This window comes from Enterobacter cloacae complex sp. IR5459 (genome assembly GCF_049238005.1).
Taxonomy (GTDB): domain Bacteria; phylum Pseudomonadota; class Gammaproteobacteria; order Enterobacterales; family Enterobacteriaceae; genus Enterobacter; species Enterobacter hormaechei_C.
In genome coordinates, this window is sequence record NZ_JBMKIG010000011.1 from 1 (window position 1) to 18,593 (window position 18,593).

The 18,593-nt window shown below is 51.5% G+C and carries 17 protein-coding genes and 2 pseudogenes; 5 read left to right on the forward strand and 14 right to left on the reverse strand.

Annotated elements, in window-relative coordinates:
- The 3 genes and pseudogenes from intI1 to ACOTX4_RS19935 form a co-directional block, all read left to right on the forward strand.
- Positions 1 to 427, forward strand: a pseudogene (intI1, locus tag ACOTX4_RS19925) (class 1 integron integrase IntI1); the annotation flags it as partial.
- Between the two features lie 305 nt (positions 428 to 732).
- Positions 733 to 1,290 (forward strand): recombinase family protein, encoded by a 558-nt coding sequence (locus tag ACOTX4_RS19930; RefSeq protein WP_001162012.1) that lies wholly within the window; start codon positions 733 to 735, stop codon positions 1,288 to 1,290.
- Between the two features lie 2 nt (positions 1,291 to 1,292).
- On the forward strand, positions 1,293 to 4,265 hold the full coding sequence (locus ACOTX4_RS19935) for a Tn3 family transposase (protein WP_001138073.1): 2,973 nt from the start codon (positions 1,293 to 1,295) through the stop codon (positions 4,263 to 4,265).
- 6 nt (positions 4,266 to 4,271) lie between these two features.
- Here ACOTX4_RS19935 and ACOTX4_RS19940 read toward each other — a convergent pair whose 3' ends face one another.
- The 12 genes from ACOTX4_RS19940 to ACOTX4_RS19995 form a co-directional block, all read right to left on the reverse strand.
- Positions 4,272 to 4,520, reverse strand: a complete 249-nt coding sequence (locus tag ACOTX4_RS19940) for a hypothetical protein (protein WP_060614888.1) — start codon at positions 4,518 to 4,520, stop codon at positions 4,272 to 4,274.
- Positions 4,521 to 4,535: 15 nt separating this feature from the next.
- A complete protein-coding gene (locus ACOTX4_RS19945) occupies positions 4,536 to 4,844 on the reverse strand; it encodes a hypothetical protein (RefSeq protein ID WP_001224686.1) in 309 nt (102 codons plus the stop codon).
- Between the two features lie 548 nt (positions 4,845 to 5,392).
- Positions 5,393 to 5,818, reverse strand: coding sequence for a hypothetical protein (locus tag ACOTX4_RS19950; RefSeq protein WP_000278471.1), 426 nt, complete (start codon positions 5,816 to 5,818; stop codon positions 5,393 to 5,395).
- A 252-nt stretch (positions 5,819 to 6,070) separates the two neighbouring features.
- Positions 6,071 to 6,886: an HNH endonuclease signature motif containing protein gene (locus ACOTX4_RS19955; RefSeq protein WP_001641519.1), complete on the reverse strand. Its 816-nt coding sequence runs from the start codon at positions 6,884 to 6,886 to the stop codon at positions 6,071 to 6,073.
- Positions 6,887 to 6,898: 12 nt separating this feature from the next.
- Positions 6,899 to 7,309, reverse strand: a complete 411-nt coding sequence (locus ACOTX4_RS19960; RefSeq protein ID WP_000985909.1) for a hypothetical protein — start codon at positions 7,307 to 7,309, stop codon at positions 6,899 to 6,901.
- A gap of 100 nt (positions 7,310 to 7,409) precedes the next feature.
- The gene (locus ACOTX4_RS19965) at positions 7,410 to 7,616 is read right to left on the reverse strand and encodes a hypothetical protein (RefSeq protein WP_000134171.1); all 207 of its coding nucleotides are present in this window, start codon (positions 7,614 to 7,616) and stop codon (positions 7,410 to 7,412) included.
- Between the two features lie 60 nt (positions 7,617 to 7,676).
- The gene (locus ACOTX4_RS19970) at positions 7,677 to 9,002 is read right to left on the reverse strand and encodes a type II toxin-antitoxin system HipA family toxin (protein WP_000088044.1); all 1,326 of its coding nucleotides are present in this window, start codon (positions 9,000 to 9,002) and stop codon (positions 7,677 to 7,679) included.
- Positions 9,003 to 9,006: 4 nt separating this feature from the next.
- Positions 9,007 to 9,300: a helix-turn-helix transcriptional regulator gene (locus tag ACOTX4_RS19975; protein WP_012477377.1), complete on the reverse strand. Its 294-nt coding sequence runs from the start codon at positions 9,298 to 9,300 to the stop codon at positions 9,007 to 9,009.
- A 400-nt stretch (positions 9,301 to 9,700) separates the two neighbouring features.
- Positions 9,701 to 11,089 carry a hypothetical protein gene (locus tag ACOTX4_RS19980; RefSeq protein WP_000083579.1) on the reverse strand — a complete coding sequence of 463 codons (1,389 nt, stop codon included), beginning with the start codon at positions 11,087 to 11,089 and terminating at the stop codon, positions 9,701 to 9,703.
- Positions 11,090 to 11,093: 4 nt separating this feature from the next.
- Positions 11,094 to 11,591 (reverse strand): membrane protein, encoded by a 498-nt coding sequence (locus tag ACOTX4_RS19985; RefSeq protein ID WP_000340139.1) that lies wholly within the window; start codon positions 11,589 to 11,591, stop codon positions 11,094 to 11,096.
- 202 nt (positions 11,592 to 11,793) lie between these two features.
- Entirely contained in the window at positions 11,794 to 12,450 is a 657-nt protein-coding gene (locus tag ACOTX4_RS19990) for a trypsin-like serine protease (RefSeq protein ID WP_000462754.1), read from the reverse strand.
- Between the two features lie 658 nt (positions 12,451 to 13,108).
- The gene (locus ACOTX4_RS19995; RefSeq protein ID WP_000341066.1) at positions 13,109 to 13,501 is read right to left on the reverse strand and encodes a hypothetical protein; all 393 of its coding nucleotides are present in this window, start codon (positions 13,499 to 13,501) and stop codon (positions 13,109 to 13,111) included.
- Between the two features lie 920 nt (positions 13,502 to 14,421).
- On the opposite strand from ACOTX4_RS19995, the gene ACOTX4_RS20000 reads away from it, so the two are divergent.
- On the forward strand, positions 14,422 to 15,408 hold the full coding sequence (locus ACOTX4_RS20000) for a hypothetical protein (protein ID WP_000211823.1): 987 nt from the start codon (positions 14,422 to 14,424) through the stop codon (positions 15,406 to 15,408).
- Positions 15,405 to 17,444 (forward strand): ATP-dependent helicase, encoded by a 2,040-nt coding sequence (locus tag ACOTX4_RS20005; protein WP_421635417.1) that lies wholly within the window; start codon positions 15,405 to 15,407, stop codon positions 17,442 to 17,444. Before ACOTX4_RS20000 ends, ACOTX4_RS20005 begins: the two co-directional genes overlap by 4 nt.
- Positions 17,445 to 17,446: 2 nt before the next feature.
- On the opposite strand, the gene ACOTX4_RS20010 is transcribed toward ACOTX4_RS20005, so the two are convergent.
- On the reverse strand, positions 17,447 to 17,701 hold the full coding sequence (locus ACOTX4_RS20010; protein ID WP_000880375.1) for a hypothetical protein: 255 nt from the start codon (positions 17,699 to 17,701) through the stop codon (positions 17,447 to 17,449).
- A 140-nt stretch (positions 17,702 to 17,841) separates the two neighbouring features.
- Positions 17,842 to 18,061 (reverse strand): annotated as a pseudogene (locus ACOTX4_RS20015) (type I restriction-modification system subunit M N-terminal domain-containing protein); the annotation flags it as partial.
- Between the last annotated feature and the right edge of the window lie 532 nt (positions 18,062 to 18,593).

The window sequence follows — 18,593 nt, forward strand, 5'->3', positions numbered from 1 at the left end:
GGCATGGTGGCTGAAGGACCAGGCCGAGGGCCGCAGCGGCGTTGCGCTTCCCGACGCCCTTGAGCGGAAGTATCCGCGCGCCGGGCATTCCTGGCCGTGGTTCTGGGTTTTTGCGCAGCACACGCATTCGACCGATCCACGGAGCGGTGTCGTGCGTCGCCATCACATGTATGACCAGACCTTTCAGCGCGCCTTCAAACGTGCCGTAGAACAAGCAGGCATCACGAAGCCCGCCACACCGCACACCCTCCGCCACTCGTTCGCGACGGCCTTGCTCCGCAGCGGTTACGACATTCGAACCGTGCAGGATCTGCTCGGCCATTCCGACGTCTCTACGACGATGATTTACACGCATGTGCTGAAAGTTGGCGGTGCCGGAGTGCGCTCACCGCTTGATGCGCTGCCGCCCCTCACTAGTGAGAGGTAGGGCAGCGCAAGTCAATCCTGGCGGATTCACTACCCCTGCGCGAAGGCCATCGGTGCCGCATCGAACGGCCGGTTGCGGAAAGTCCTCCCTGCGTCCGCTGATGGCCGGCAGCAGCCCGTCGTTGCCTGATGGATCCAACCCCTCCGCTGCTATAGTGCAGTCGGCTTCTGACGTTCAGTGCAGCCGTCTTCTGAAAACGACACCATGTGCAAACGATGTCAGAATAGAGTTAAATTTCCTATTGATTGACATATTCCGTCAAAGGTAATAGATTTCATCCTGACACTTTTGCCTTTGGAGGCATCTTGCAAGGTCAACGCATCGGCTATGTCCGCGTCAGCAGCTTCGACCAGAACCCGGAACGGCAATTGGAGGGTGTTCAGGTGGCGCGGGTGTTCACCGACAAGGCTTCTGGCAAGGACACCCAGCGTCCCGAGCTGGAAAGGCTGCTGGCCTTCGTCCGCGAGGGCGACACCGTGGTGGTGCATAGCATGGACAGGCTGGCACGCAACCTTGATGACCTGCGCCGCATCGTCCAAGGGCTGACACAACGGGGCGTGCGCATGGAGTTCGTCAAAGAAGGGCTGAAGTTCACCGGCGAGGACTCACCGATGGCCAATCTGATGCTGTCGGTCATGGGAGCCTTCGCTGAGTTCGAGCGCGCCCTGATCCGCGAACGTCAGCGCGAGGGAATCGTGCTGGCCAAGCAGCGCGGTGCCTACCGGGGACGAAAGAAATCGCTGAACAGCGAACAAATTGCCGAGTTGAAACGGCGAGTTGCGGCAGGCGACCAAAAAACCTTGGTGGCCCGTGACTTCGGCATCAGCCGCGAAACCTTGTACCAGTACCTGCGGGAAGACTGACCATGCCACGCCGCTCAATCCTGTCCGCCACCGAGCGCGAAAGCCTGCTGGCACTGCCAGATGCCAAAGACGAACTGATACGGCACTACACGTTCAACGAAACCGACCTGTCGGTGATCCGTCAGCGTCGCGGCGCCGCGAATCGATTGGGCTTCGCTGTGCAGCTTTGCTACTTGCGATTCCCTGGCACCTTTTTGGGCGTCGATGAGCCTCCGTTTCCGCCCCTGTTGCGCATGGTGGCCGCGCAACTCAAGATGCCAGTGGAAAGTTGGAGCGAGTACGGCCAGCGCGAACAGACACGGCGGGAGCACTTGGTCGAGCTGCAAACGGTTTTTGGGTTCAAGCCCTTCACCATGAGCCACTATCGGCAAGCCGTGCATACATTGACCGAGCTGGCCTTGCAGACCGACAAAGGCATCGTGCTGGCGAGCGCACTTGTCGAGAATCTGCGGCGGCAGAGCATTATCCTGCCCGCCATGAATGCCATCGAGCGCGCAAGCGCCGAGGCCATCACCCGTGCCAACCGACGCATTTACGCGGCGCTGACCGATTCTTTGTTATCACCCCACCGTCAGCGCCTGGACGAACTTCTCAAGCGCAAGGACGGCAGTAAAGTGACGTGGCTGGCATGGCTGCGCCAGTCGCCTGCCAAACCGAACTCTCGCCACATGCTCGAACATATTGAGCGCCTGAAATCCTGGCAAGCACTTGATCTGCCCGCAGGCATCGAGCGGCAGGTTCACCAGAACCGCCTGCTCAAAATCGCTCGTGAAGGTGGCCAGATGACGCCTGCTGATCTGGCAAAGTTCGAGGTGCAACGACGCTATGCCACGCTGGTAGCGCTGGCCATCGAAGGCATGGCCACCGTCACCGATGAAATCATCGACCTTCACGATCGCATCATCGGCAAGCTGTTCAACGCGGCCAAGAACAAGCATCAGCAGCAGTTCCAGGCTTCCGGCAAGGCGATCAACGACAAGGTGCGGATGTATGGGCGCATCGGTCAAGCGTTGATTGAGGCCAAGCAAAGCGGCAGCGATCCGTTCGCCGCCATCGAGGCCGTTATGCCCTGGGACACCTTCGCCGCCAGCGTCACCGAAGCGCAAACATTGGCGCGGCCTGCCGACTTTGATTTCCTGCACCACATCGGTGAAAGCTATGCCACGCTACGCCGCTACGCGCCGCAGTTCCTGGGCGTGCTCAAATTGCGGGCTGCGCCCGCCGCCAAGGGTGTGCTCGATGCCATCGACATGCTGCGCGGCATGAACAGCGACAGCGCGCGCAAGGTGCCCGCCGATGCGCCAACCGCATTCATCAAGCCGCGCTGGGCAAAGCTGGTTCTGACCGACGACGGCATCGACCGGCGTTACTACGAGTTATGCGCCCTGTCGGAGCTGAAGAACGCGCTGCGCTCCGGTGATGTCTGGGTGCAGGGTTCTCGCCAGTTCAAGGACTTCGACGAATACCTGGTGCCGGTCGAGAAGTTCGCCACTTTGAAGCTGGCCAGCGAATTGCCGCTGGCAGTGGCCACCGACTGCGACCAATACCTGCATGACCGGTTGGAATTGTTGGAGGCGCAACTCGCCACAGTCAACCGCATGGCTGCGGCCAACGACTTACCGGATGCCATCATCACCACCGCGTCAGGCCTGAAGATCACGCCGCTGGACGCGGCAGTACCAGACGCCGCGCAAGCCATGATCGACCAGACAGCTATGCTGCTGCCGCACCTCAAAATCACCGAGTTGCTGATGGAGGTCGATGAATGGACGGGCTTCACCCGCCACTTCACACACCTGAAGACCAGCGACACGGCCAAGGACAAAACCTTGCTGTTGACGACGATCCTGGCCGACGCGATCAACCTGGGTCTGACCAAAATGGCCGAGTCCTGCCCTGGCACCACCTACGCCAAGCTGTCTTGGCTGCAAGCCTGGCACATCCGCGATGAAACCTATTCGACGGCGCTGGCCGAGCTGGTGAATGCGCAGTTTCGGCAACCCTTCGCCGGCAACTGGGGTGACGGCACCACGTCATCGTCGGACGGCCAGAACTTCAGAACCGGCAGCAAAGCAGAAAGCACTGGTCATATCAACCCGAAGTATGGAAGCAGTCCAGGACGGACTTTCTACACCCATATCTCCGACCAGTACGCGCCCTTCAGTGCCAAGGTGGTCAACGTGGGCATTCGTGATTCAACTTACGTGCTTGATGGCCTGCTGTACCACGAGTCGGACTTGCGCATCGAGGAACACTACACCGACACGGCAGGCTTCACCGATCACGTGTTTGGCTTGATGCATTTGCTGGGATTTCGCTTCGCGCCGCGTATCCGTGACTTGGGCGAAACCAAGCTATTCATCCCCAAGGGCGATGCCGCCTATGACGCGCTCAAGCCGATGATTAGCAGCGACAGGCTGAACATCAAGCAAATACGCGCCCATTGGGATGAAATTCTGCGGCTGGCCACCTCCATCAAGCAAGGCACGGTAACGGCTTCGCTGATGCTGCGCAAACTCGGCAGCTACCCGCGCCAGAACGGCTTGGCCGTGGCGTTGCGCGAGCTGGGGCGCATCGAGCGCACGCTGTTCATTTTGGATTGGCTGCAAAGCGTGGAGCTGCGCCGCCGCGTCCATGCGGGGCTGAATAAGGGCGAGGCGCGCAACGCGCTGGCCAGGGCGGTCTTCTTCTACCGATTGGGTGAAATCCGCGACCGCAGTTTTGAGCAGCAGCGCTACCGGGCCAGCGGCCTCAATCTGGTGACGGCGGCCATCGTGTTGTGGAACACGGTATATCTGGAGCGTGCCACCAGTGCTTTGCGTGGCAACGGCACGGCGCTGGACGACACATTGTTGCAATATCTGTCGCCGCTGGGGTGGGAGCACATCAACCTGACCGGCGATTACCTATGGCGCAGCAGCGCCAAGGTCGGTGCGGGGAAGTTTAGGCCATTGCGACCGCTGCCACCGGCTTAGCGTGCTTTATTTTCCGTTTTCTGAGACGACCCCACACAGAACGACATGGTCGAAGGTTCTCTTGTCAGAGATTACCCAGTTGCCGGTTTTCACACGGCCTGCTTCACTCACCCCTGCGGTAAGATCGGGTATGAGCGTCCCCTGCATGCCGTCAGTTCGAATTGAAAGAATTTCACCCGATAAACCCAGCTCTGCAAGCTCACTAATAAACGGTCTTTTCATCCGGCTTACCGGTTTTGGCTTCGTCATTTTCATCTTTGCTGTAACACCTCAGTACCCCATTGCTCGTTCCTGGCGGGACAGCCGTTCATCAGCAGCCTGAAGACGCTCATCACGCCGCCGTGCTGCCAGAACCCGTCGTTCTGAAAAAGACATAGCCGCTACGTTTGGTACGCTGAGCTTACCGTCACCGGCACAAACGTCACAGCGAACATCAAATGCTCCGGCAAAATACTTTTCACGCATTTCTGGCTCCCACTCAGCCATTTCTGATTGGGTGAATCCATTTTCAAAGGCCGGGTTTTCCATGGTCCCGTGGCCTTCGCACTGGTGACAGATTATGTACTTAAATTTGCGCATGTAACGCTCCTGTATATGATGGATGAACCACTCTCGTTCAGGGTTATGGCGAAATGTTTATCGCCGCAGCGAGAGATTCAGTCTTGCTATCAATATTCCTGAAGGTTGTCCGCCTGATTTCAGGGAAAGCATTCATTCACTGGCCGGTTCTACCTTATTATTCATACAGATTAAAGTAGTTGTGCCTACTACTGCGGTCACCTTCCTTGACAAAGTAAGCAAAGTTTGAAAAATTTAACACCGACGAAAGGCCATACCTTCGTTAGTGTGCGAAAGCCGCTTGCGAGCGACGGAATAGGTGAAAGCTTTAGTCAGGGTTAATTACCCTGTCTGCGGTGATGGGATGGCTCAGGCGTATATCATCACTCCTTCCAAAGTCCGTACACACTCTTTCAGCCTTTGCAGAAATGCAGGGGCTGTTTCATATCAGACAAGCGCAATGAAATTTTCAAATGCTTTCCAGAAATTCAAAGGCCTTAAGCTTTATCTGTATCTTACGGTCCCCGCACGGAAAGTAACTTTCCTGAACAGGAACCGCCTTGCCAGCCTTAACTTTCTAAACGGTTAAAGTTACACCAGGCTGTAAATGGTGAAACAGTTTTTGAAGCCCATGAAACACCGCTGTCGGAAAGATAACTAGCCCCAAGACGTCTAACTTCTTTTTGATGTAGAGCTAATTCTTTCGGATCGGCAATATCTTCCACCACGCTCATCATGGCAATCTGAACTCCGGGAGATGCCATTTTATAAGCTGTCGAGCTTGCAACTGAATTTTTCAGGATTGCCAATCTTTCTTTTTCTGGTCGCCCGTTGTCAGACGTATTCGCGTACGTTGTACCCGCAACTAACAATGGAAGACTGGCGTTGGCACAGAACTGCATAACGCGTTTTTGCTGGAGCTGTAATTCAGTGGCTGCAAATGCTTTACTGCATCCGAGGATCCCGATAATCATCACTAATGCTGTTTTATACATAAAATTGAAACCGTCCTTATTGAACTTTAAATGTTGCGGTTAACACTGTGTGGAGATGTATGGACTGGATAATACCCACATGCCTGCGCCTGCCAGTATACCGGCTCAGGTATTAAACCTAAGAGATCTGGTGCACCGGATTTTACCTTTTCATTTCGGTTTTATCTTGAGCCTGGCTCTTGAGTTTAAATTTAAAGGTATGGCGCATGCAGGTTTCACTGACGGGTTTTCACACATCCCGGCTGTAACCCATCATTGTTCATGAGCCAGGCCCTGGTATCCTGCCCAGCGTACGGCCAGCCGCTCTAAGTCCAGATCGTACACCAGCGGTGTGATTTTACGGCCTTCAAACAGCTCGCCCAGCTCAATGCCTGGCTTAAAATGAACGGTCAGGGTGGCCGGATCTATGCCCATAAGATCGGCATCAAACAGAGCATGCATTGTTGGAGTCATCAGGATGCCATTAGACGGATTGTACCGGGTTCCATGTTCAATGTGTGCCGCATCCAGGACACCGCCATTAACCCAACCGGTTACCGCACAACGGCCCGCGAAATTCTCGATGAGCAGAGCTTTAAATTTACCCTGTGCCACGCCACTACGTTGCGTCACTACGCGCTCGCAGTGCTCACCCTGGATATCTACGTCAGGTTTCCGCTTTGGTTCGCTGGTGGCCGTCTCAGCTTGTTTTAGGGTGGAACGTGGATAGGCCAGGTTATATGCTGCGCCTGTGGTCATTTGCTCGATGACCGCAGGTGCATAACCTTCTGCTTCCAGCTTACGATATGCAGCCCGGTAGTCTCTTTGGGTTTTCAGCGGGTATATCTTTCCGCCTTTACCATCGAAAGCGATAAACCAGAAATCGTCCGTGCCAGTTTCCAGATTTCTGCAACGTTTCAGATGCCATCCGCCTTCTCTCGCCCAGATGGTACGGTTATTTCTGGCATTCGTTTTGTCATAACCGTTCTCGTCAAGCCAGCTATCAAAGCTGGTCAGCCCCAGATCCTGAACCTCCAGAGAAGGCACTCGAATGACCTGCAAGGTATGGCGGGGTCTTGGCTCTCTCATCTTGATCTCTTCCTAGCGCTGGTCTGGGAAATACGGATATTGCGGGCCATATTCATAGTCATGCGGGCCTGGCTCAACTTCCCAGAATGGACGGCCGCTAATTGTCTTTGGACCGCGCTCGTTTACGATGTCTTCTACATCCTGAATATTAAATGGCATCGTTGCCAGTAACAGCTGATCTTCGGGTGTCAGCGTCACAGTTGCACCGTCGATACGGCTGTAAAGGTCGGCAAACTGTTTACCTGCACCGTGCAACCGGTGCTCCGCTACACTTCTGATTGCGTGTAAGTCCAGCTCCGCCGCTTCCATGCGATCCACGTATAGTTTCATTTCTTTACGCAAAGCGCTCAGCTCACGGGCTTTAATAAACCCGCAGGCGTACCCACCCAGGGCGATAACTGCAATGATTGCTAAAATTGCCATTTTTTTCTCTCACGTGATTGCGGCCGTTACTCTAGTCTTAATGTGAAGTCTGGGAATTCGCTGGATGTTAAGTACGTTTTCATCCCCAGACTGACAGATGCTAAGGCGCGATCCCAACACTCCATTTGTAAGTATCAGGCCCATCTTCTCCGCTGGTGGCATCTGCTACAATCTGTGCATAACGTTCTCCAGCAAGTTCTCTTACCATCTGATCCACGACCCATTGCAGATGATGCATTTCATCGGTTCCGCCGTAACGACAAGCCAACTCAATAGCCCGCTCTATTCTTTTTTGTTCTTCAGTCATACTGAATCCTCACGCTTACATCAGCTATTCTGAAAACATGCACACTATAAATTGCGGCTGTCATTTCTCAGCCAGGCGCCTGCATTGCTGCCTCATTCCATCAAAAATACTTTCCGCAAGCTGCTGGGGGAACTGGTCCGGAAGAAGCCCGCTAACACGTTCAATGACACCCGGGGTTCTGGCGATGATTTCCTCTATCATCGCCTCTGTCTGCTGTTTACTCAGGCCGGTTATCTCACCATGCCTGATCCAGTGGCGTCGTTGTATTCGATATATCTGGTAATAGTTGCTACTGCCACGTACGGCCATCGCCAGTTTGCACTTCTGCCAGGATATCTGATTGTTCCCATGACCGATCACCGGCCATGCCGACAACACATCATAGAGTGGTGTAAGGTGATAACGTCCCTGTGGCCCAATAGAAATACTGAAATTTTTAGCGTGGCCATCTGTTGCGGCCATCATCCAGAAAACTATCTGCGTCATAAAAAACTGCGCTTTGTCACGCTCAGCACGGTCTGAATTACTCAGAACTTCCATAATTTCCGATATACCTGGCCCGCCGTCCGCCTGATATTTTCGTAATGGCGAAATGCCCAGGGCCTGACACATATCCTCCTGGGGTAAACGAATGATCCATTGTCCGTTTCCTGACCATTTTCGGTCAAAACGTTCTACCACCAGCGCTTTCTGATCTTCAAAGTGAGCAATCTGCGTTCTTGCCACGGGGAGCCCGTACTGTTCGAGAAGTACCGAGCAGAGCCATTCATTTTCAACCGACGAGCGCATGTCGGCTTTCATGTTCCCCACAAGTCCGAGCGGTAGCTTGAATATATGCGTCGTTGGTGTATTACCCTCCGGCATACACCACCGATCTTCATGCCACAGTAGGGCTGTTTTCTCCTGAGCACCGGCAATAGATAAACGTAAGTCGTCGTTATCTTCTGGCCTGCCCGGTAGCAATGTCTCCGTGGTATTACGCAAAGTTGCCGCAATTTCTGATTCAGTAAGCGGGTGATACTTCACGGAATATAAATCTGTGGGTTCATCTCCGTCATGAAGCAGCTGTATCGCGCCCACGCAGTCTTTTCCCAGCTCCGTCAGAAGATCAAAAGGCTCCAGGCTATCGGCCTTGTAACGCATTGCCAGACGTCTGCGTATGCCTTCGCTGTCCGGGAGTAAATTATCAAAATAGTCACGTACCACATTTCCACGCCAGACCTGGTTCCCGGGAGTAAAAGGAAGGGACAATGACAGCGGCCTTCCCTGTTCGTCTGCACTCCAGTCAGGAAGGTATTGTAAGCTGTCTACCCCTTTACTTTTTTCCCAGTATCCGACTTTGATTCCGTTCATCCAGATTGCCAGACGCTGCTGTTTCCGGCTCATATCGTTACCATTTCTCCTGTCGTGCAGGTGAGTTTGATTTAAGCATTTCTTCCGTCTGCTTCCCCTCTGAAGAGGCGGTTGTCGAGGAGAAGCTGATTTTTACGCCCAGGATAGAAAACACCTTGAATAGCCGTTCAATGCTCGCACTGGCAGGGTTGGCTTCCAGACGTGAGTATGTCTGTTGAGTGACCCCTAACCTTTCGGACAGGTCTTTTTGCGTCAGGCCATTCGCCTTGCGAAAACCAATGAGCAAGGGACGCAACTGGTTGAGCGTGTTTAACGGGTAATCATTATTGATCATAAGCTGGCCTCAGTAGTTCCTCTGATACACCTTGTACGCTGTTTTCTAAACATACACCCTAAAAGCTGTAATATCAAATTAACAGCCTAAAAGCTGTTAAATAGAGAGTACAACCTTTAGGCTGTTACTAAGTGGCAGCATAAATCTTTATGAGGTTTGATATGAGAGAACTATCAATAATAAGCCGTTACGCTCGTACAGCATCCGGTAAGAGAGCTGACAGATCAGGATCATCGGTAAACGAGAAGCGGAGTATCTTATGGCCCTGTTGTGAGCTGTATAAATAACTACGAGCTACTCTCTGCCTCGGGGAGGAGGCAGAGAGAGTATTAAAAGCAAAGGCAGACATTTTTAGCAGCTGGTGGGCTATGGGGTTCCGGAGGTGCTCCGGTGAATGTTACTTGACTGGCAAGTTTCCTGCTCTGATGGTCAATGCCTCGATGCTGTCTATATTGTTCTGAAGCCGTTCCAGTTCTGCCTTTTCAATACCGGCCCAAAGCTTTAAGTGTCGCTGATAAAGGGACCACTTGAGTGAGTGAAAACCATTCCAGGCCAACCCCATCCAGGAGGCGTAATTCGCATTGAGAATATTGCCGGTGATATACATTTTACCTGCGTTAACAGCACTGGAAGTTCCATAACCCAGGGCAAGCATCATCCGGAAGCGTGGATTTAGCCGCAACGGCATGGTATCCAGTAAGGTCTCCCCAAAAGCTCCTTTTCCCAGCGATACCTGTTTCGCCACATAGAAAACCCGCATCAAAACTTCCATTATGCTCATCGGAATACTTGTCACGATAAACTGACGAAAGTCATACCCGTTGACATACATGTACTCTATTTGTTTGCCGAAGTTAGAACTCCCCACAGGGATCCCCTCAAGCATACGAAGTAGCCCCATAAAAGGAGCCGGTAACCCCATGCCACGGTTTCCTTTTGCTGAGGGGGCATTAACATCCGATGCCAGGTGTCCAAACATTCTGGCGATGAGCCTGAAAATATTGGTTTCGTCTGTAACGCCTTTACTGGAAGGATAAACCACGATCTGTCCATTCTGAACCACCGTACAGGTCCCGTTCAGCATATCCTTTATACCGAAAATAATGCCCAGTACGGGATCGTGTGACAAAGCTCTTAAGCGGTGATTTGTGGGAGACAAAACGCCACCGGCCGCACCCACTAAATCGCTGCTGATCGAACTGTCTGGTGCCCCTATAGGGAACAAATCTGAGAGTTTTGTACTCAGGTCCTCCGGCAAAATGGCATTGAAGGCTTTCTGCACCTGTTTATTGAAAATACCATCCACTTCTGCCGTAAAGCTCACCGTAGGTTTTGGCGGGGCTCTGACGCAAAGTAAATCCAGCATGGATGCTATGAGCCCGCATCCGCAGGCAATAGCATAATCCCAGGCGTCGAGTGCGTAGCGATCATTAAATTCTTTAATATGATTCTGGATCCGGGCATCTACAACAGCCAAGTCATCCGTGGAGAGTATTGTGGCCAGTCCAATATCACCGCATACACGCTGGTTAGCCTCGCTATATATAGTCTTGAGACCAGTAGAATGCATGGCAGTATCTGAAGGGGTCATTTCTCGCAGATGATGTTCTTTAAGCGCCAGATGCTCCGCTTCATCAAGTTCAGTGCCGCTGATTAGCCCGGTCAACTGTGCCTTAAGGCTCTCTATGTCACTGTTAATTGTCTCGTGAGCGTTCGCGATATCCTGACCACGGAGCTGAATATAACGGATGGCCCTGAACTCATCATCATAAGGAGACTGACTCATGTGTTTACCTCACCGCGACCAGGCTACCTTTTGGAGCTTTCTTAGTAAGCATGTCGATTGTTGCCTTGATGCCAGCAATTTCTGCCTTAAAATATTCCGCATTCGACATCAACCTTTCCTGAACTTCGTAGAGCTTTTGGATGGCCTGACTAAGGGCGGCTGTCAGTTTCGCATTTTTTTTGTGTTTCACTATCGCGTACCCGCCAATCCCTAACACAGCTACAGGTGCGGCCAATACCGCAATGCCTGCAACCATACCGCCACCGACGATAGACCCTGCTGTAGCGAGCCCGGAGGTTATGCCTGCTGCTGACACTCCCGTTGTACCAAGCGTATAGAGAGCACCGAAGGAAGCCGCTGCGCCTACGCCTGACCCCGCCAAAGCTGCTGCGCCCTCAGTAATACCCGGGAACTTATTTTCAAGCGCCTGAAGAGCACTTGTAACTTCATCCATTGCCTTCTTGCGAATTTTTTCGAGCTCTTCAGTTTCGGTAGCGTCCATTACAGGCCTCGTATTCATAACTTGCTGTGTGATAGGTGAAAAAGAGCACCATAAAAGTGATGAAGAAATCATGACTTACTATTGTGGCACTTTCGAGTTCATGTTTGTCAGTTTCAATGCTGTTGCTGTTAGTAAGGGCAGACGCCATATCGGGCAGACCCAAAATAACTATCGTGCCAGCGTCATTTTGGAACTGACTTTGCTAAAAATCAGTAGCGGACTGAACAGACATGTGTGGATTTGAATCTGGGCAGGTTCCAGACATTATTCCAACCAGACTTCCAATGACAAAATGCTCGTCATTCTCGGAGACGACATAGGGTCCACCAGAGCAACCATCGGTGTTGAAATGTGCTATTACAAAGCGAGTTGTGAGATGTTGGGGAGAATGATTTGAGCAATTTAAAGGCCAAATGCCTGAAACTTCACCAGGGAATGTCGAAATTGTTGTCTCATTCATTGGATATCCGACACCCAATGTACCCATGCCAGCTGCGGGAGCCAGGACCTTAAAGTAACTACTTACAGGCTGTTGTATTCCAGCTGGTAATACGATTTCTGCACTGTCAACAAACGGAATGCCGTCTTTAAAGTCTGCCCTGTCATTAGCCTCATTGAGAATGAAATCGACTAGAACAGGCTCTTCGTTCACCAGTCCTTGATGGTTAAGAAATTTGACGTAAAGTTTAAGTGTATTGCTGACGGGATAAATTTTTCCAAGAGCATTGGTAACAACATGGGCTGCGGTGAGAATCTTTTGCTGCTGACCATTATCGAAACCAAACGCAGTTGCTTCGAGATGGCTACTAAAATGAGGATCATTGCTTACATAGATTTTACAAACGTAGTTTTCAAACATTATTTCCTCCTTTTGCCGGTACCTAATCAGTTACACGGCTGCATGTTATAAACAACTAAACTCGCTTCCTGATATTTGAGTTTGTATGTTTTGCCAGGCACCAGCTCACCTCTGAAACACGGTTAGTCTCCTCCATGACATGGTTATGGCGATGGTCAGAAACTGTTATCGACGAAAGGCTGGAATTCCTTTAATGGCATTATCCATTTCAAGTCGTATGTCCTGAACGGGAGCGTATATTTTTATGATTCCAGATCTTAACCCTGAAACATTCCCCGTATCAAAACTGACCCGTTACAGATAAGTCACCACCGGTGCTGTCGATTAATTTAGTGAATTGCATGTCCTCATCCCATAAAGGGTAGGGCCTACCCCCGGCATCGAGCAAACCTGACCACCCTGCCCTTATTAAGACCCCACATGCGGCAATGGTGCCCTGTCCACGCCGCCCGCGAACTTTGAGGAAATGGGGAGAAAATAAAAAGAAAACAAAAAGTTATCGGCTGAAGTACCGGCGCAGATCGGGAATCAGGCGAAGCCTGACAGCACGTTAGGGCCTGGCAGGGGGCTTGAGGGATGAGGACATGCAATTGTGATAACCTTCCCGCCACGGGGTCGGTTAAATTCGTATCCTGCCGGTGCAATTCCAACGGCCGCGTTACCAGTTCGCCGGGTAGCATGGCCAGCAAAGCCAGGCATCGAGCACCCGGGTTTCACTGACGGCCGCTGCATAGACGCCGGTATCCGGGAAGAAATAAACCGGGGTGGCGTTGTTCAGCTGGTCGCCTTCATCGGCCAGAGCGCCGATCACCTCATGAGGCTTAAGCAGCATATCCGTTAAATATTCATCCGGGTGGATGGCATTCAGCGATATGGCCATCTCCAGAAATTCATCCAGGGTATGGCGGGTACGATACCCCCGGAAAACCTCGTATGAAGGCGTGACGCATTCACCATCCAGGGAACAGGCATCGTAACCGGCCAGCTGCTCTTCGGTGAGTCCGGAGGCATGCTTTGCCACAAGATTCGTAAATTGCTCTTTATCGTCCATCACAATCCTTACGCTGTAGGGGCCTGTTTGTGTTATCACTGCTTCCGGTTTTTACTTCGCACAACCCGGCAGGTATCCGGTCGCCCGGGCGTCCTTTGCGGTCTTGTTCGCCCTTCGCCTGAATTACGTCAAATCCCTTTCACTACCCGGCCGCAGGGTGACACCTCCCCTTTTCTCCGGAAGCGAAAGAGGAAGAACAGTTTAACAGCCCGGATCCTCAATAATTTTCGCGTAACGGACTAAATAACCGGTTTATGCAGCTTCTGATAACCACAGACCGCGATAGAATAAAACGTCTGGTGAGGAACCGGAGTGTTATGTAAGCGGGGGGTTTAACTGGGTATCTGTGTAGTCCTATTTAGCCAGATATCCCGAATAAAAACCTCAACGATTAGGTAAACGAAATGGATGGATTCTGGTCGATGTTCTGTTTGTTTGTCGTGGTAGTTTCACTGCATAAAGCCCTTTCTGTAGCAGCAGCACGAGCAGACGCAGCAAAATTAAATATGCTTCTCAGAATGAGAAAGTTTAAAAAGTAGCTTTCAAGACATCTGAGAATTCTTTTAAATCCTCAGAGGAAGTTATATGTTTAGGCTATTTGCAAACTAAGGTTGGAATTCCATCATTCTAGCCTTAGATCTTTGATCAAGTGAAGTTGCTCACTTGGTTGGATTTTACCGTTTCCTGACGGCTTTTCAGAAGCGAGGGCTGGTTGGAATGCCTTCCAGCTAGAAGTCTTGCAGATGCTCTCCGGGCATTAACTCATTGTCGAATCTGCACCAGTATCACTAGGTTGTTGAGCGGGCGATTAGCTTTTTCACTGAGCCGCTGTACACTCGACTGCTTCAAGAAGCACTACTTACCATTTGCCTGCCGTAAGGTCTGTTCTTAGCTGGATTTTTTTGGGAGGATACGCAGTCATGACAACTCAATCCAGCTCAATACAATACGCTTACGCGCTAGACGGCGAGGGCACCCTCACGCACATTGGCGCTGCCCTGCGCTCACATACTTACACCTGCCCAGGTTGTAAGAGCCCCCTGACCCCGGTAATGGGCGAGTTCAACGCTAAGCACTTTCGCCATTCGGAAGAATGCTGTGCCCTTGAAACCTATCTTCACAAGTGCGGCAAAGAAGCATTCTTCTATCGCTACCAACAAGCTCTCAGCCGTGAAATGCCTATTAGCCTTGAGCTGGAGCGCCGGGTTGCCTGTAATGGTTCTCGTTTAGCCTTGGTTAGAGACGAAGCACGTCAGTGCGTAAAATCCGTGCCTGCACGCTACAACTTGACTCAATTTTTCGATCAGGCAGAGCTGGAAAAACACGATAAGGTCACAGGGCTGCGACCAGACGTGATGTTGTATGATACGACTGGCGAAAGGCGTTGCTACGTAGAGATTTGTGTCACACACCCCTGCTCTCAAGACAAGATCGAAGCCGGTATCCCGATTCTTGAGTTTAAGGTCCAATCTGCCTCTGATATTCAGATGTTGCTTACCGGGGCCTACTCGATCAAGGAGAAGATCCTGAGAGTATTCAACTGGCTTCCCCCGTTTCAATCTGTGGACACCTGTAGCGGCGTCTGCTCAGTAGGTAACGTGGATATGTCTGTCTGGAGTTTAAGTGGTTCCGGCCGACTCAACGAACAAACGATGCCGCTCGCTGAAGTGGATTTAACAATCAATTCTGACGTGAACACATGGCCTAGATCGTTAGGGGCCGCTGAGCTGGCTGATAACTTACGAGCTTTTATCCGTCACGCCGATCCTCATTCACTATTTCCCAACTGCATTATGTGCGAGCAAGCAGGCCGATGGGAGGATGGCTATCTGCAATGTCACAGTAAGGCAAAGATCGTTCCCTACACCGAGGCCCGTCAGTGCGCCAATTACAAGGTTAAGGCATGACCAAAAGACTGACTTGGGAGCAGAAAAGTATTGTCAGCCATGACACCGGACATGCGTTGGTAAAAGCCGTACCTGGTAGCGGGAAAACAACCACACTTGTAAAGCGCGTTGAGCGGCTGGTCAAGACGGGAACTGATCCTCGCTCCATTCTGATCCTGATGTACAACAAGTCGGCGCAGGTGAGCTTCACGGAGAACTTGAAGACGGCACTGATGTCGAGCGTGATTCCAGAAATCCGCACGTTCCACAGCTTGGCCTTAAAGATTGTTGGTTACGGAGAACGCCAACAGATAATCAAGAAGAAAGACCTCATTACTCCAAGCGACTACCGCTATGAGCAACTGGTAAAGCAAGCCTACCGCTATGGCTTTGACCATGAGGCGAATTATATTGACCCCAATGAAATTGAAAACTTCGAGCTGTTTATTGCTCGCTGCCGGGCGGCGGCCGTAACTCCTGTTGATGCTGCCAATGATCCAACGTTCAGCAACATCAAACGGGAGTTTATTCACGCCTATGGCCGCTATTGTGAGCTGCTGGAGGAAAACAGTCTGCGAACCTTTGATGACTGTTTGATTGAGGCTGTCGCACTGTTGCGTAATGACAGCAGCCTTGGTGCCCACTTCAAGCACATCATTGTTGATGAATATCAGGACGTTAACCTGATACAGCATGACATGACCCGCTTGCTATCTAAGTCGGATACGTCGGTTATGGCTGTTGGTGATGTTAACCAGTGTATTTATGAGTGGCGTGGTGCTCGACCAGACTTTATCGGCGGACTGTTTGAAAGGCACTACCCGAATACGAAGGTGTTTCAACTGTCATGCACGTTCAGATTTGGCCATGAGCTTTCCTTGATGGCTAACTCGGTAATTCGGCGCAACTCTACAAAGCTGACCAAGCTTTGTGTCAGTCATCCTAGCACCCCCAAAACAGAGGTCAGATTGCACTTTGATAACTGCCTATCCAAGGTGCTATCAAACCTCTCGGTGAGCAGTGGAACACAAGCCATATTGTCCCGCACTAAGGCGAACCTTGCTGAGGCGGAAATTGCTTTACGCCTGTGTGGGCTACCTTATCGCTACCTCAATGGTTCAAGCGCATTACACACCCGCACCGAAATCGGGATACTGGTAGTTGGCGTCTTGCTGTCTGTGTACGGCGATCTGCGGCTACTGGAAAACCATCCCAACAAACAAGCGATTGTTTACGGCTTTCTGAAGGAGGCTGGTTTTAGATGGCAGAAAGGGCAATTCAAAGCGGCGCTCAGTGGATTGATGGCTCCGCACGCCGACCTATGGTCTGCTCTAGGTCAGTTATTCGAGGGCGCACAATACCAAAAAGATCGGCTGGGCAGGCTCGCCACTATCTGCCAGAAAGAAGGAGAGGAAACGCCTGCTATCGATGTGTTACGACGCCTGAGTATGGAGGGTTTCATTGATAGTGTTGGCTCTGAGGGTGTAACTCGCACTGGATCGAACGACCAGCAACGAGGGGTCGTGAGGATCGGGGAGCTACTTGACTCCAGTAAGATCGATTCCCGCACGTTTTTAAACCTTATCTTGAATCCAGGCGAGGCTGCTACTGACTGCGATCCCTTCATCCTTTCCACACTGCATGGTTCCAAGGGGCTGGAGTGGGATAACGTAATACTGATCGGGCTGAATGAGCAGGAATTTCCTGGCGGCAAACCCGATGATGTTTACAGCGTTCGCACATCGATGAACACCCCTCCGGCCGAAGAGGAAATCGAGGAGGAACGTCGGCTGTTTTATGTCGGTATCACTCGCACAAAACAGCAGCTAAATCTGGTGGTCCCTCTTGATGAAGGGCTTGCGCGGTGGCTCAAAAACCGCTGGGATAGCACCCCGAAGAAGTCACCGATAGCTACTCGCTTCGTCTATGAGGCTGGCTGGACTGCTTGTGCGGTTACCAGTGATGCGATCTATAACAGCACGGTAGAGAAACAGAAGGCTGACTTCAGCAAGTTTCACCAATGGTATCTAAGAGATCTTCAGCGGCTAAAAGTCTAGGGCTACCGATACTTTTCGATTTCAGACAGGTGCTCGTTATCCAGATCAATTGTGGCTTTTCTTTCAGAAGCGAGCTTCTTCGCTCGCTTTGCATACTGAAGCCCCTTGGCTGGCTGCTCTCCGCGTAGGATCTGTTCAGCCTGCTTGCTCGTGCTGTGCCCCAGAAAGCGTTCGTACTGCTCGTCAGATACCTCAGTGCCGATCAGTCGTTCGATCCAGCCGCTTTTCGGCGGGTAACTTACGCCCAGCGCAAGCAACTGCCTTTTCTGTACCCACTATTTCCGGCGCGGCCGGCTTCAATCAAGGCTTTGGTTAGAACTACAGCCATTTGGGGACTCTCATACACAAACCTGAACCATGCGGGTCTGATTGGCGGTCAAGATAGCAGCGCATCGAAATCAACACTGAACTCTGCTTCTAAGAACTCAATCGTGGCTGGTTGGCTATCGAGCGATGCTTCCCGTGTAGACTCCAGTGCGCACTCCAATCGACGCAGCAGAGTAAACGGCAAAATGATCTTGCCGAAGTCGGTATGCTTGAAATCCCCCCCACAGGTCTTCCGCGTTCTTCCAAATGAAATCAGCTTGCGAAGCAGCCGAACCTACGAACTCTGCCATCTTGGCCTCCAACCAACTTTTGCACGAAACGGCACATCTTCCAAAAGAGGGTTGTCAACCAAGTTTTGCACAAAACGGACTTTGATCCATTTCTAACTAAAATCTACAATCCAACCTCAGATTGCAAATAGCCTATGTTTATTACAGATGGTATGGTTCGTGTTTTTGTTTATTCGATGGCAACTGTACTCTTTCTGCCGCTTGGCTTGTTGAAAAGCACGTGGTGGTTTTCACCATTGTTTGCGATAGCTGCTATTGATTACTTAATGTTTCTGCGTCGACAAGGCTAGTTGCTGAACCTCATACCTCAGAGCAATCTGTATGTTTTTTACACCACTGGTTAAAAGGTCAGGCTACGTTCCTGACGTTTTTTAAAAAACAGTTTTATGTTTGATGCGTTACTGGTCTGTCTGGTAACCCAGTGGTACATTACCATTATTAAGGCTGGCTGGCGGTGGTGCATCATGCTTAAACGACCCTCTCTGAGCGTACTTTCCGACAGTCCTGTGCACCGCACCACTTACCCGGCAGG